Annotated in this window: 16 protein-coding genes; 13 read left to right on the top strand and 3 right to left on the bottom strand. The window is 37.0% G+C overall.

The features are described from left to right. The first annotated feature begins 13 nt into the window (after positions 1–13). From MP477_RS06900 to MP477_RS06840, 13 genes are all read left to right on the top strand, one after another. Positions 14–442, top strand: a complete 429-nt coding sequence (locus MP477_RS06900) for a thioesterase family protein (protein ID WP_257189734.1) — start codon at positions 14–16, stop codon at positions 440–442. After that, positions 439–1572: a beta-ketoacyl synthase N-terminal-like domain-containing protein gene (locus MP477_RS06895; protein ID WP_257189733.1), complete on the top strand. Its 1134-nt coding sequence runs from the start codon at positions 439–441 to the stop codon at positions 1570–1572. The genes MP477_RS06900 and MP477_RS06895 overlap by 4 nt, the downstream gene beginning before the upstream one ends. A gap of 10 nt (positions 1573–1582) precedes the next feature. Continuing rightward, on the top strand, positions 1583–2122 hold the full coding sequence (locus tag MP477_RS06890) for a 3-oxoacyl-ACP synthase (protein ID WP_257189732.1): 540 nt from the start codon (positions 1583–1585) through the stop codon (positions 2120–2122). Positions 2123–2220: 98 nt separating this feature from the next. Then, a complete protein-coding gene (locus tag MP477_RS06885; RefSeq protein WP_230032446.1) occupies positions 2221–2478 on the top strand; it encodes a phosphopantetheine-binding protein in 258 nt (85 codons plus the stop codon). Positions 2479–2562: 84 nt separating this feature from the next. Continuing rightward, positions 2563–3762, top strand: coding sequence for a beta-ketoacyl synthase (locus tag MP477_RS06880; RefSeq protein WP_230032448.1), 1200 nt, complete (start codon positions 2563–2565; stop codon positions 3760–3762). Then, positions 3759–4820: a beta-ketoacyl synthase N-terminal-like domain-containing protein gene (locus MP477_RS06875; protein WP_257189731.1), complete on the top strand. Its 1062-nt coding sequence runs from the start codon at positions 3759–3761 to the stop codon at positions 4818–4820. Before MP477_RS06880 ends, MP477_RS06875 begins: the two co-directional genes overlap by 4 nt. Before the next feature lie 71 nt (positions 4821–4891). Beyond that, complete coding sequence (locus MP477_RS06870) at positions 4892–5647, top strand: polysaccharide deacetylase family protein (RefSeq protein ID WP_257189730.1); 756 nt, start codon at positions 4892–4894, stop codon at positions 5645–5647. Continuing rightward, positions 5640–6266 (top strand): outer membrane lipoprotein carrier protein LolA, encoded by a 627-nt coding sequence (locus MP477_RS06865; RefSeq protein WP_230032454.1) that lies wholly within the window; start codon positions 5640–5642, stop codon positions 6264–6266. Before MP477_RS06870 ends, MP477_RS06865 begins: the two co-directional genes overlap by 8 nt. Continuing rightward, complete coding sequence (locus tag MP477_RS06860; protein ID WP_257189729.1) at positions 6232–6873, top strand: hypothetical protein; 642 nt, start codon at positions 6232–6234, stop codon at positions 6871–6873. Before MP477_RS06865 ends, MP477_RS06860 begins: the two co-directional genes overlap by 35 nt. 3 nt (positions 6874–6876) lie before the next feature. Beyond that, positions 6877–7488, top strand: coding sequence for a porin family protein (locus MP477_RS06855; protein ID WP_257189728.1), 612 nt, complete (start codon positions 6877–6879; stop codon positions 7486–7488). Positions 7489–7492: 4 nt separating this feature from the next. After that, entirely contained in the window at positions 7493–7873 is a 381-nt protein-coding gene (locus tag MP477_RS06850) for a 3-hydroxyacyl-ACP dehydratase (protein WP_257189727.1), read from the top strand. Continuing rightward, complete coding sequence (locus MP477_RS06845) at positions 7870–8346, top strand: hypothetical protein (RefSeq protein WP_257189726.1); 477 nt, start codon at positions 7870–7872, stop codon at positions 8344–8346. The genes MP477_RS06850 and MP477_RS06845 overlap by 4 nt, the downstream gene beginning before the upstream one ends. Positions 8347–8350: 4 nt before the next feature. Beyond that, positions 8351–9520: a DUF2062 domain-containing protein gene (locus MP477_RS06840; RefSeq protein ID WP_257189725.1), complete on the top strand. Its 1170-nt coding sequence runs from the start codon at positions 8351–8353 to the stop codon at positions 9518–9520. A 57-nt stretch (positions 9521–9577) separates the two neighbouring features. Here MP477_RS06840 and MP477_RS06835 read toward each other — a convergent pair whose 3' ends face one another. The 3 genes from MP477_RS06835 to MP477_RS06825 form a co-directional block, all read right to left on the bottom strand. After that, positions 9578–12220, bottom strand: a complete 2643-nt coding sequence (locus MP477_RS06835) for a T9SS-dependent M36 family metallopeptidase (RefSeq protein ID WP_257189724.1) — start codon at positions 12218–12220, stop codon at positions 9578–9580. A 160-nt stretch (positions 12221–12380) separates the two neighbouring features. Beyond that, positions 12381–12746: a hypothetical protein gene (locus tag MP477_RS06830; protein WP_230032465.1), complete on the bottom strand. Its 366-nt coding sequence runs from the start codon at positions 12744–12746 to the stop codon at positions 12381–12383. After that, positions 12743–14428: a C45 family autoproteolytic acyltransferase/hydolase gene (locus MP477_RS06825; RefSeq protein ID WP_257189723.1), complete on the bottom strand. Its 1686-nt coding sequence runs from the start codon at positions 14426–14428 to the stop codon at positions 12743–12745. Before MP477_RS06825 ends, MP477_RS06830 begins: the two co-directional genes overlap by 4 nt. Between the last annotated feature and the right edge of the window lie 10 nt (positions 14429–14438).

Genomic DNA, 14438 nt, shown 5'->3' with positions numbered 1-14438 from the left:
AAGAAAAGAAAAAATGCAGTCTAAAGAAAACATATTAACCTGTACCGAAGAAGTAAGGGTACGGTTCAATGAGACAGATCCGCTGGGAATTGTCTGGCATGGTCATTATATTGTTTATTTTGAAGATGGCAGAGAGGCCTTTGGCCGTCAGCATGGCCTTACATATCTTGATATTCAGAAGGCAGGATTTGTAACGCCTATTGTAAAAAGTACCTGTGAGCATTTTCTTCCTTTAAAATATGGTGAGACCTTCAGAATTGTCACTACATTTATTAATACAGTTTCAGCCAAGCTGATCTACAAATATGAGCTTTTCAACCAGGAGGACAAACTGGTTTGCAGTGGAGAAACCATCCAGGTATTCCTGGACAGCGAAGGAAATTTATGTCTTTACAATCCGGAGTTTTTTCAAAGCTGGAAAGATAAAATGGGATTATCATGATGAAGGAAATTTTTATTACAGATTACAATTGTGTTACTCCTCTTGGATTTAATGTAAATTCCAACTGGAGTTCACTGTTAGAAGGGAAATCAGGAGTAGCACTGCATAAAATTACAGAAAATCAGGAAGCTGTTTACGCCTCTATGATTGATTCTGAAAAGCTGAACGAAGAATTCAGTAAAAACTTTGAAAATCAAAGTTTCACAAGGCTGGAGAAGATGATCCTTCTAAGCCTGAAACCTTTGATAGAGAACCATCCTGTCACAGCAAACACGGCACTTATCCTTTCCACCACAAAAGGAAATGTGAGTTTATTAAAAAATCAGACTGTTTTACCCGAAGGTGCTTACCTTGCTGTGTTAGCACAGAAAATTGCAGATTTCTTTGGGTTTAAAACTAAACCCATTGTTGTTTCCAATGCCTGTGTTTCCGGAGTAATGGCTATTGCTGTTGCCAAAAATATGATTCAGGCAGGATACTATAAAGACGCTTTTGTGATCGCAGGAGATGAAATTACAGAATTTGTGATTTCGGGCTTTAATTCTTTCCAGGCCCTTGGTACAGAGCCCTGTAAGCCTTATGACAAAAACCGGAACGGAATAAATATCGGAGAAGCTGGGGCAGCGGTATATATCACCTTCTCTCCTTCTGAAAATGAGAAATTCAGATTTAAAGTTTTAGGTGACTCCGCGGTTAATGATGCCAATCATATTTCCGGACCTTCAAGAACCGGAGACGGCCTATATGCCAGCATCAGAAATGCCATGACAGAAGCAAAGGTTTCTTCAGAGCAAATTGATTTTATCTCGGCTCATGGAACGGCCACCCTGTACAATGATGAAATGGAAGCTATTGCATTCAACAGAATGGAACTTCAAAATGCTCCGTTAAACAGCATGAAAGGTTTTTACGGACATTGTCTTGGAGCTTCCGGATTGCTGGAAAGCATTATTTCAATGGAGAGTGCCCGCCACAATACATTGCTTCCGTCTAAGAATTTTGAAGAAATGGGCGTATCCCAACTCCTTAATATTATCAGAGAAAATAAGACTGCAACCATTCAATATATTTTGAAAACTGCTTCAGGATTTGGAGGATGTAATGCAGCAGTGGTATTGGAAAAATGTTAAAATGAATATGATGAAGAAAATAACCACCTGTACCCTGGAAAATTCAAAAATAGCCATTGATGGAAACGTTGTTTTTGAAAGTGAAACACATTCTTTTCCTGAATTTGCCAAAGAAGCTTATAAAAGTTTGGAGCTGAACTATCCCAAGTTCCACAAAATGGACAGTTTAAGCAAACTGGCCTTCCTTGCTGCTGAAATGATATTGCAAGACGGAGATCATAGCCGGACCGCTTTGGTTCTTGCCAACACATCATCCAGTCTTGATACTGATTTCAAATATCAGGAAAGCATTAATTCTCAGGAAAACTATTTTCCAAGTCCTGCTGTATTTGTTTACACCTTGCCCAATATTTGCGTAGGTGAAATCAGCATCAAACACAAAATGCAGACGGAGAATGCTTTTTTTGTTTTGGATGAATTTGATGAAAATTTTTTAAACAATTATTCGGAACAGATTCTCCGGTCCGGAAAAGCAAACAAAGTATTATGTGGCTGGGCGGAATTGTTTCAGGAAAATTATAAAGCTTTTGTATATTTGCTAACCTTATAAAAAATGTAACCATCTGGCAATCTGAAAATGTAGTAATGATAAGTCATTAATGCATTGGTAAACTGTTATATTGGTACATTGTTAAATTAAAACTTTTTATGGAAAACTTAAAAACCGAATTGAAGCACAAAATTATTGAAGTTCTTAACCTTGAAGATGTTTCTGTAGAGGAAATCAAAGATACAGATCCATTATTCGGAGGCGGGCTGGGACTTGATTCTATCGATGCTTTGGAACTCATCGTCCTTCTCGATAAAGATTACGGAATAAAATTAGCTGATCCTAAAAAAGGAAAGGAAATTTTCCAATCTATCGAAATCATGGCTCAATTCATCGAAAACAACAGAACAAAATAAATTAATATAACAATCTAATGGTGTAACAATGTACCAATAATTGGGAAACTCTTACATTGATACATTGTTACATTACCTAATAAAATGAGCCAAAAAATTGCCATAACAGGAATGGGCATCATTTCCTCTATTGGAAACAATGTGGAGGAAAATTTTATTTCACTACAATCCGGGAAACACGGAATTTCAGATATCCAGATGTTTGAAACCCGCCATGCCGGAGCCATTAAAACGGGTGAAGTAAAATTATCTAATGAAGAACTTATACAAAAGCTTCAGCTTGATGAAGACAATAATGTAACAAGAACTTCTTTATTAGGAATGGTTGCCGCAAAAGAAGCAGTAGAAAGTGCCGGAATTTCAGAGATCAACGGATACAGAACCGGATTGATTTCTTCTACCAGTGTAGGAGGGATGGATATCACTGAAAAGTATTTCTATTCTTATGAAAGCTTCCCTGAAAAGCAAAAATATATTGACGCTCATGATGCCGGAAATTCCTCATTGGCGATCGCGGGTTATCTGGGATTGAAAGGCATGGTTTCTACTATTAGTACCGCCTGTTCATCTGCAGCCAATGCCATTATGATGGGGGCAAAGCTGATTAAAAACGGAGTTTTAGACCGCGTTATTGTTGGAGGCACTGATTCTCTTTCAAAATTTACTTTGAATGGATTCAATACGCTGATGATTCTTACAGATTCTTATAATACTCCTTTTGACAATGATAGAAAAGGGTTAAACTTAGGAGAGGCAGCCGCTTTTTTGGTGCTTGAATCTGAGGAAATTGTAAAAAAAGAAAACAAGAAAGTTCTTGCTTACCTTTCCGGTTATGGAAATGCTAATGATGCCCATCATCAGACGGCTTCTTCAGAAAACGGACAGGGCGCATTTTTAGCCATGCAGCAGGCCCTTAAGGTTTCAGGATTAGCCAAAGAAGATATAAACTATATCAACGTTCATGGAACCGCCACTCCTAATAATGATTTATCGGAAGGAATTGCTATGATCAGAATCTTTGGCGAAAACAAGGTTCCTGAATTCAGTTCCACGAAAGCATTTACAGGACATACCCTGGCAGCAGCAGCCGGGATTGAAGCTGTTTTTTCAATCTTAGCCATGCAAAACAGTCTTATTTTTCCAAATCTGAACTTTACGACGAAAATGGCAGAATTTGATTTAACGCCTGTCACTGAACTTAAAAAGAAGGATATCAATCATGTGCTTTCCAATTCATTTGGATTTGGAGGAAACTGTTCCACTTTAATATTCTCAAAATCATGAGTTCCGTTTACATCAACAGTGCATCCTGCATATCTGTTCAGGACACTTTAAACGAAAATATCCTACAGAATCTTGCCCCGGAAAGTTCGGTACAAATGCTCAAAGCGATAGAACCTAATTACAAGGAATTCATTCCGCCTGCTATGATCAGGAGAATGTCTAAAACCGTAAAAATGAGTTCCGCAGCTTCACATTATGCTTTACAGGAGGCAGGAATTACGATGCCTGACGCCATTATTGTAGGAACCGGAATGGGATGCTCCCAGGATTCTGAAAAGTTTTTGAAAAATGTGATTGATAACCATGAGGAGTTTTTAACACCTACATTTTTTATCCAGTCTACTCACAATACCGTTTCAGGGCAAATTGCTCTGGCACTGCAGTGTCACGCTTATAATTTCACCTATGTAAATACCTCTTCATCACTGGAGTTTTCATTACTGGATGCTCAGCTTCAGATCAAAGATGGAGAAGCTGAAAATATCCTGGTGGGCTCTACCGATGAACAGACCGGCAGAACTATGGAACTCTACTGTCTGCACAATATCATTAAAAAAGAAAAAGACCTTCCTGCTGATTATTTACATTCTACAACGGATGGAGTGATCTGGGGCGAAGGAGCCAGTTTTTTTGTGGTAGGAAAAAATAAGACAGAGAGTTCTTATGCAAAGCTTACCGACATTCAGATCATCAATACATTAGAATTGAATGAGACTCAGGGTTTTATTCAGGATTTTTTAGCTAAAAACAATCTATCCGGTAATCATATTGATGTGGTCATTTTAGGCTTTAGTGGAGATGAAGCTTCAGATACTTATTATAAACAAGCAATGGATGTATTTCCGGATTCAGCTTTGCTATATTACAAACATCTGAGTGGAGAATTCAATACAGCCAGTGGTTTTTCAACTTTTCTGGCCTGTCATATTCTTAAAGAACAGCAGATTCCGGAGGTAATGATGATCAACGGAAATACAAAAAGTGAAGTAAAAAACATACTTTTATATAATCATCTGGCAGGTTCTGATCATAGTCTCGTATTACTGGAAAAAGCTTAACTGAAGTGAAAGCAAAAGGTTATTCGTAAATTTGCTTATCATACAACGAATAAACTATTAAACAACGAACGATGAAACACTATTTCTTCATTCTATTTTACCTTTTCTGTAACGTTTTTATTTATGCGTTTCATGGAGGCTTTTGGGTATATATAGCATGTTTTCTGGCTTTTTCTGCAGTAGTTGTTTGGGGTTCTTTCCATATTGAGCTGGGATATTTCGTCAACAGTATCACCCATAAGCGGACAAGAGCTCAGGAAGTGGCTTTAACTTTTGATGATGGGCCAACGGAATTTACACCCCAATTTTTAGATTTACTAAAGGAGCATCAGATAAAGGCTACTTTTTTCTGTATCGGAAAACAGATTGAAAAATACCCGGAAACTTTTCAGAGAATTATTGAAGAAGGCCATACCATTGGAAATCATACGCTGACTCACTCTAGCACAACAGGTTTTTTATCTGCCTCTAAAATGATTGAAGAGATTGAAAAATGTGATGAAGTGATATACAGAGTCGGGAATATAAAAACGCAGCTGTACAGACCACCGTTCGGGGTTACCAATCCAAATATTGCAAAAGCAATTAAAAGAACCCATAAAAAAAGTATAGGATGGAATGTCCGCTCTTTAGATACCGTTATTGATAATGAAAAGAAAATTTACAGAAGAATAACGAAAGGCTTAAAAAAAGGAAGTATCATCCTTCTCCATGATACATCGGAGAAGACTTACCGTGTACTGGTTAATTTATTAGTATTTTTGGAAGATAAAAAGTATGCTGCTTTTACCATTGATTCAATTACAAATTCAAAGAAAAATGATTAAAAACATTGCTTTCGGAGCATTTTTATTAATATCAGGTCTTTTCTCGGCTCAAAATACAGCAATGTCCGGAGCTGAAGCAAAAGCTTTTGTCTCTAAAGTTTCTTCTGAAACCAAAGAGATCAGAACGCTGCAAAGCGATTTTACCCAAACCAAAAAAATGGACTTTTTGGATAAGAACATCGTGACGAACGGAAAAATGTCATTACAGGCCCCGAATATGCTGAGCTGGAAATATACAAAACCTTATCAATACAGCATTGTTTTTAAAAATAATAAGATATTTATCAATGATCAGGGGAAAAAGTCTTCGGTAGATGCAAAGAGCAAAACGTTTGAAAAGATCAATAAACTTATTGTAGGAAGCTCTAATGGAACGATGTTCAGTGATCCTGAATTCACCGTAACTTATTTTAAGAGCGGAAACTACAATATGGCGAAATTCATTCCGAAAACATCCCAGCTTCTGAAGTATATCAAGCAGATTGAACTGTATTTCCCGAAGAACCAGTCAACAGTTTCACAAGTTAATATGACGGAAGCCTCAGGAGATACTACCCATATTGTTTTCAAAAATACCAAGATCAATGCTTCAATTCCTGCGTCTGAGTTTAGTTTATAGCCTGATGTCAATAGGGGTTATTTCCTGTAAGCCTTATCAGCTTACGGATGTAAAACCTGTTAGTGAATCAAAGAAAACGGTTGAAAATCTTTACTTTTCTTCTCCTCAAGATTATGTATACAAGTGTCAGATAGACATTTATAAGAATCATGTAAGTGGTATTCTGATCATCAAAAAAATCAATGAAACGACACACCGGGTCGCATTAACTTCAGATTTTGGAAATAAGCTTATTGATTTTGAGATTTCGCAACATGATTTTAAACTGAATTATGTTCTTCCTGATCTCGACAAAAAGATGGTCATCAATTTTCTTAAAAACGACTTTCGGGAACTTTTAAAAAAGCAATATCCTATCAGTGAAACTTTTGAGAATGAAAATGCCAAAATTTATCTATCAAAAACCGATCATAAAGGCTATTATTTATTTTTTAATAAAGAAAGCGGCTTACTGAAAAGAATCATTTATACCAGGAATAATAAGGAAAAAATCGATTTTACTTTTGAGGCAAAAAAGCATATCTTCGCGGACAGCTTAAATCTGCAGCACAAAGATTTTAAGATCAATATAAAACTGGTACAGATAACCGATACGGAAGCAAATTAAAACATGAAAAAACTATATTTCCTGGCTCTTATTTTTTGGGCTGCCTTTTCATCTGCACAGGTAACATTTAGCCTGGGAGTAAGAGGAGGTGCTAATTTTTCACATTTCACCAAGGGTAAGGGTGTTCAGGATTACCTGTATTATAATGAAGATACCCATTCTTATGAAGAAGTACAGGCTTCTTATCAATTCAGTAACCGCACCGATTTTTATATTGGATTCTTTGGAAACGTGAGATTAACAAAATTTTATGCTCTGCAGCCTGAATTTAATTATTCAAGACAGGGAGCAAAAGTGGAAAGTTCCGGTAGAAATGACAGAAGTGAATATAAAATTTCCTATTTTGGAACTCAGCTGATAAATAAATTTTATTTTAAAAACTTCAATATATTGGTTGGCCCTACAATTGATATTGCTGTAGAGAAAGATTTTGATGCTTCCTATGATTTCGACCTAGGGATTACAGCAGGAGCAGGCTATGATATCACCAAAAATTTCGGAGTGGAAGCCAGGGTAAAACACGGTTTTTTACACACAATCAACAACTACCAGGGTAAACACGCTAATGTTGTTTTCCAGGCTGGAGTTTGTTATACTTTTAATCTTAAAAAATAAGATCATGCAGAGCATTCTTACAGATTTTTATACATTAGAGTCATACGAAAAATCAGAAAACGGAAGTTTTATTGCTGATATCAGCTTAAACAAAGATCATGATATTTTCAAGGGGCATTTTCCGGGAAACCCGGTTACACCAGGAGTATGTATGATGCAGATTGTAAAAGAACTTACTGAAGAATTTGTGGGTTCAAAATTATTTTTAAAAACAGCATCCAACGTTAAATTCATGGCAATTATCAATCCTTTTGAGACGCCTGATCTGAAACTTCAGCTGGATATTGATGTAAACGGAGAAGATGTTAAAGTAAAAAACATCACTTCTTTTGGCGAGACTATTGCATTAAAAATGTCTGTAAGCTATAAAAAAATACCATCATGAAACTTATTTTATCTTTCTTAGCGGCATTTATTTTTTTCTTTCAGTCTGATTTGGAAACGGTGAGAAACAGCTATGCCAAAGCCAACGAATCTAATGCCAATACACAAATTTTTATTGATACTGCAGTAAAGCAATCCGGCTCTGATGCGGTAACTTTAGGATATAAAGCAGCAGCTAAGATCATGGAAGCCAAGGTGGCCAAAGGAAACAGAAAATCTATGGTAAAAACAGGCGCTACAAGTCTTGAAAGTATCATAAAAAGCAATCCTAATAATGCAGAACTGCGTCTGATCAGATTAAGCGTTCAGGAAAACATTCCAAAAATAGTAGGATACCGGGGAAGTCTTAAAGAAGATAAAACCTTCCTTCTGAATAATTACAGCAAACAGAATACAGCCCTGAAAAACTATATCAAAAGGTTTGCGATGCAGTCTAAAACCATTACCGGAGCCGAAAGAGCCACTTTAAAATAAAACCATGTCCGTTGCTGAAGTACAAAATGCAATTTCCGAAAAGAAGATCTGCATTTTAATACCCACCTACAATAATGAAAAAACCCTGAAAAGGGTAATTGACGGCGTTCTCAGCTACACCGGAAGTATCATTATTGTCAATGACGGCTCTACCGACTCTACGCCACTTATCCTTTCTCAATATCCTGAAATAACTGTGATTACCTTACCTGAGAACAAAGGAAAGGGAAACGCCCTAAAAACAGGCTTTAGAAATGCTAAGGAATCAGGCTATCATTATGCTATCACCATCGACTCGGATGGGCAGCACTATCCGGATGATATTCCGGTGTTTGTAGAAGCGCTTCTTCAGGAAAAGGAAGATGTCCTTCTTATTGGAAACCGAAATATGTCTCAGGACGGTATTCCGAAGAAAAGCAGTTTTGGAAACCGTTTTTCCAATTTTTGGTTTTGGTTTGAGACCGGAATTAAGCTGGAAGACACCCAATCCGGCTACAGGCTTTATCCTTTGCACAAAATTCCAAAGAAATATTTTACTCCTAAATTTGAATTTGAGATTGAGATCATTGTAAGAACCGCATGGAGACATATTCCGGTAAAGAATGTCCCTATAAAAGTTTTGTACGATCCTGCAGAGCGGGTTTCCCATTTCAGGCCTTTCAGGGATTTCACAAGAATCAGCATCCTGAATACAATTCTGGTAACGATTACTTTATTTTATATCATTCCGAGGAACTTCATCAATAATTTCAAAAAAAAAAGTTTTAAAAGGTTCATCCAGGAAGATGTCTTAGAAAGCGACGGAAGCAACCGTACCAAAGCTTTTTCCATTGCACTTGGGGTTTTTATAGGGCTTTCTCCTTTCTGGGGATTTCAGACTCTTCTTGTGATTAGTGTATCGGTTCTTTTCAAATTGAATAAGGTTCTTGCATTCATCGCTTCCAATGTAAGTCTTCCTCCCTTTATTCCTTTTATCATTGCTGCCTCTTTATTTCTGGGCGCTCCATTTGTGGAAGGTGACAGTAATATCCTGAGCCAGGACTTTAATTTTGAGCTGATCAGGAATAATCTCCTTCAGTATGTAATTGGGAGCCTTATCCTAAGCACCACCTTATCTGTAATTACAGGAATAACCACTTTTCTTTTTCTGAGCAAACTGAATCCCGAGCCTTAAAAAGAAATAACCCCGAAATAAAGTATTTCAGGGCTATTCATATAATATTTTAATGTTCTATTTTGAAACAATAATCTTTTGCGAGTAATCAATTGTGTTATTTTTGATTTTTACAATATATACTCCGTTGATCAACTTATCAGCACTAATTTTAGTCTGCTTATTAAGATTAATATTTTCCGTAGTCATCAATTTTCCTGTAAAATCATAAATAGACACTGTAGTGATTCCTGAGGCATTCATTCCGTCAGGTACCTGTATGGTAAATTCGCTTTTTACCGGGTTAGGATAAATAGAAATCCCCTTAGAAGCAGAAGCTTCTTTTACCGCAAGGTTGGCACATTCTGCAGGTACTGTAAAATCTTCTACCTGATCATTGATATCCGGTAAAGGCTGGTTGGCACCGATCACCAAGCCGTTAAGGTTGCCCGCCGATGCATTAACACCTAGTCCTCTTTTTGCAAACACACTCCAGATCATACATTTATTCTCCCCATTTGTTGTTGCCTGATCGGCTGCCAGAATAGCATCCCTTCCCTGTGCAAAGGTGGGATTACACTGCTGTAATTTAAGGGCATCCATTACCAGCTGAAGAACTTTTGCACTTCCACTGTTAGGATTCGCTAAAACATCACTGCTGTATCCATATTTCTCAACATATTTCCAGTTAAGATCCCATAGCATGGAAGCCCAGATAAATCCAATACTATGAACATCCGGTACGGTAACAGCAGTTCCATTGATACTACCATTAGTCTTCATCCCATTGGTACGCCCGTAGGTATAGTTATTAACTGCAAAATCCGGAGAATATTTGGCAGGTCTTATCCCCGCTCCGGTTGTTGTTTCTCCTGAAGAGAATGTTCCCACTCCTCTTGCTATAGAAGCATTATCCCCCGGCTTTGTAGTTAACATCAAGGCAAAGAAATCAGACCATCCCTCTCCCATTTGCTCATTGGAGGTGGGATAAGATAAACAAGAGCTTCCTGTTCCTGTAAGGCGGTTAGAAATTCCATGTCCATATTCATGACTGATAATACCATTATCTAAACTTGCATCTTTATAGACTGCCTCGGTCTTCAATGTAGCGTTACTTACAATGCCATTATTCAAATCATTGACTAAAAACTGTCCTTCTGATTTTCCAACCATAATGGTAGGAATTGTAATGGTACTATCATCACCTCCCAAACCTATTGGCTGGTCACTGCTTGGATGATACTGTATAACTCCTATTGCTCCCGCATCTTGAAGATTTTTTGTTTTATTGGAAAAATTACATCCTGCGGCACTTACTACAGCTATTTTGCCAGTAAGACTTCCTGGTGTTACAGCAGTACAGGCATCAGCCGGTACGGAAAGAGCTAAATCACCGGTTACCGGTGCTCCACCGATAAGCTGTGGACCGAAATTAGCTGTTCCAGCTGCCGGTGTTCTTGCTACATAATTTGTAGGGGCATTATAATAAAGATATCTTGCTCCATTGGGAACAAAAAGATACATCTGCATCCTTCCGCTGGTTCCGTCAACTCCCGGATTAAAGTTAGCATTATTCAGACCACTGCCATCTCTTGATTCAGCCAAGACAGGATCATTTCCGGCACCTCCTTTTCCAAAGTTATTTTTTTGATAGTTTCTTGCGGTTTCTGTAAATCCGAACTTATAAAATACATCATGCATTTTATTGTTAACGTAAAACAGGTTTGTAACCGCTGCAGAGGTATAATTTTGTTGCATTAACGTAACATCCACCGGGAAATCAAAAGCTCTTGCAGCTCCTCCGTCAGGTGAAAACTGTGGTGTATTGAGATGTAATTCATCAGTATAGGCAAAAGCATTATTACCTCTTGTAATGGTATAATGATTGGTTCCGTCAGAATGCCATCCTTCAGGGGATGCTGTCAGATCCCAAGGGTTGGTAAGCAGTGTTCTGCTTCCAAAAGTAGGCGCCTCAACAGGAAATGCAAATACGTTATAGGACGCATTATCAGGAGCCAGCACAAAATTGGTTTGTTGTTGCTGAACGACTGCATTATTAAATGAAACGCCTGCAGGCTGAGTAGCCCAATCTGTCTGAGACAAGCTTTGTGGAAGCTGTTCAAAAGCATCTGTATGGAAATCACAGGAAAGGGTTGTATTCTCCTGGTATAGAACAGAACCGTCTTCTGTGCTTACAACAACATTCCATACGTTGCTTGTCGCTTTTTCTTCAATATAAAACTGATACCCAAGTAATAAATCCCCTCCTTTTGCAAAATAAACCGCATTAGCCTTTATTGGCTCTTCTTTTCCTTCGCTATTTTTCACAGTAGCAAGTCCTTTAAACTTTTTAGCTGTTTCCGCAATAAAAGTATCTTTTTTAGAACTTTCACTTCCTCTGATCCCTGCAATTGTTTTAACAAAAGTATCTGCAAAGCTCAATACCTTTCCTTCTCTTACCAAAACGTTTGCCGAGCTTCCAAATACGGGAATCCCATTCACGGTCTGCTGTATTCCTACAACATCACCTTTCAAACTTGTAGAGGGATCTACATTGATGATCTTAAAAACTTTAAGTTTTTCATCAACTCTCTGGAAAGAGCCTTTTTCAGAATTAACATAATCTTTTATTACTTGTTCATACTTCTGAGCGGAAAGTGCTCCAAAGCCAAAAAAAGAACAAAGCAATAAAAACTTAACACTAAGTCGAATTTTTTTCATTGATTTTACTTTTAACTGGTATTATTATAATTATTTCACCAGTTAGTAGAGAAAACCATAAAAATGTTACATAGTTTTCAAAAGAATAGGTAAATAGCTTAATTAAAATGTATTTAAATCCTATTTTTTATAAAATAATAATGATTTAAGTCAAAATAAATTATTTATAAACAACATCGAAAAATGATAAAGGGCTCATCATGATTGTGACAAATATGGAAAGAATTACTAAAATCATCTGGATGGTATGATAGGTTTTTTCACGGTCATTTTCATTGATCTCAAAGGTAAATTTAATCTTATCCGGTCTTCTGATAATCAACCAGGTAAAGATAAGAATGATCAAATTTAATACTACCGGTAAAAACAGAAATACTTTGCTCCCGTACTCATCTTTTCTTCCTCCATAGCTGTGAATCGGTATAATTTCCGGAACTGAGCTATATACTGAGAGAAGATAAACAGAATAACACAGAATAATGACAATGGGAATGCAGAACAAGACTTTTATATATTTAGGGATCATTTCAGTTTCTTTAAAGTTTTTTTCAGAAATTTCTCAGTGTCCTTCCTATCAGGTACTGTTGTAATTTCTTTTGTCAGGGCTTTTTCAAATTCCGTCTTTGCTTTTGCATACTCTTTCCTGTAAAAATAATATTTTCCAGCCATATAATATACTTTCCAAAAATCGGGATTTAAAGAATGATAGCGGGTAATATAGCTATCTGTAAGAAGTTCACGATTTTGAATTGCATCACTTATTTTTGTATTCACCACTCTGTATTCCTCATAGTTTTTAAACTCCTGAGATTCTACAAAGGGATCCTTCCCAATATTGAGCTGTGATGTTGAAAAATCGCTATGCTGTAATCCTTTATCTGAAAATATGGTATTCAGATCATAACATACGAATTCTCCCAGCTGATAAGGATTTGAAGATACCCAGACCAATTTCTTCTGAGGAGAAAATATAACTGCATGATGCGCCAACAACTGATTCAGAGATTTTTCGTTTCCATAGCCAATACTTTCACCATGTAACCCTGATCTGTTTCTTAAAATGGAAGCCATTTTCTGTGGAGTAAGTTTTTTTTCCTCCTGAAGAAGCTCCTGCAGTTTTTCATACCTATATTCTGAATGGCTTTCTTCAATATGTTTCTGATTCTTTGTATCATCTTTATAAGCCTCAGACTGAAAATGATTAGTACAAAGAACCCTGCTTGTATTTTGTACGCTGTAAACTCCAAAGTTTTTGGGAGATACTTCAATGATTACTGCTTTTTTATCATGAGCACTTCCTACCAAAATGGATTCTGAAACGAAAACCTTTCTTTTTTTTGCAATATCAACGGCTTCGTCTATATTTTTTGCATACTGTAAGATCTCTCTTGTTACCAAAGAAATAGGGGTTTTGGCTGTTAAAGGAATTTTTGATTTCCCGGCATTGATGGTCACCGTAATTCCTTCTTTATTCATCCCCGAGACTACTCCTATCATCCCCGGCCAGCTTACTGACATATAAGGAATTCCATCTTCCGGTTCTACAAATTCCACCAGCTTATTTTTCGCAAAATCATCACCTACATAAAAATCAAAATTCCGTCCTATCAGAAGATCTCCATCTTCTGTATTTTCATTCCAGACAGCCAGTGAAGAGCAGCCAACCATGGCCAGATCCTGCATAGCATGTCCAATATCATGCGCTCCATGCAGGTAAAGATTCCGTAAATATTTTGGGGCAATAAAGTCATATTGATCTGAGGAATACTGTGATAATCCATACAATTCGGCCTGGTAATCTTCTCTTACATTAAGATACATTTTTCTGTTGTACCATTTTAAAAAGCCTCTCAACAACTTCTGTCTGAATTTTGAAGGGACAAATCCTTCCACCTTCGAAAAGAAAATTGCCTCCTGCTTCTGCATAAGATTTTGTGTTAAAGCCCCATTATTATACCCTAACTGAAGCGGATTTCCTGTTATATAAAGCTCCCAGAGCTGCTGCTTATTTTTAGTCAGATAATTGTGCTTAAAGCTAAAGGTCGTATCATTTATTATATTCACTTTTGGAATTTCCAGTGAATATTGTTTCACATCGGGAAGATGATGAACAGATTTTGATACCCCGCATGAGATCAGAATGCAACAAAAAAGAGCATACAGAAAAAATCTTTTATAGAACAGAGGGTTGGTATCAGCTTTTTTCACGTTGGTTTCT

The sequence above is a fragment of the Chryseobacterium sp. WG23 genome (assembly GCF_024586575.1).
Lineage (GTDB): Bacteria > Bacteroidota > Bacteroidia > Flavobacteriales > Weeksellaceae > Chryseobacterium.
The sequence above is the reverse complement of the archived record's forward strand: the minus strand, read 5'-3'. Positions and strand labels throughout refer to the sequence as shown.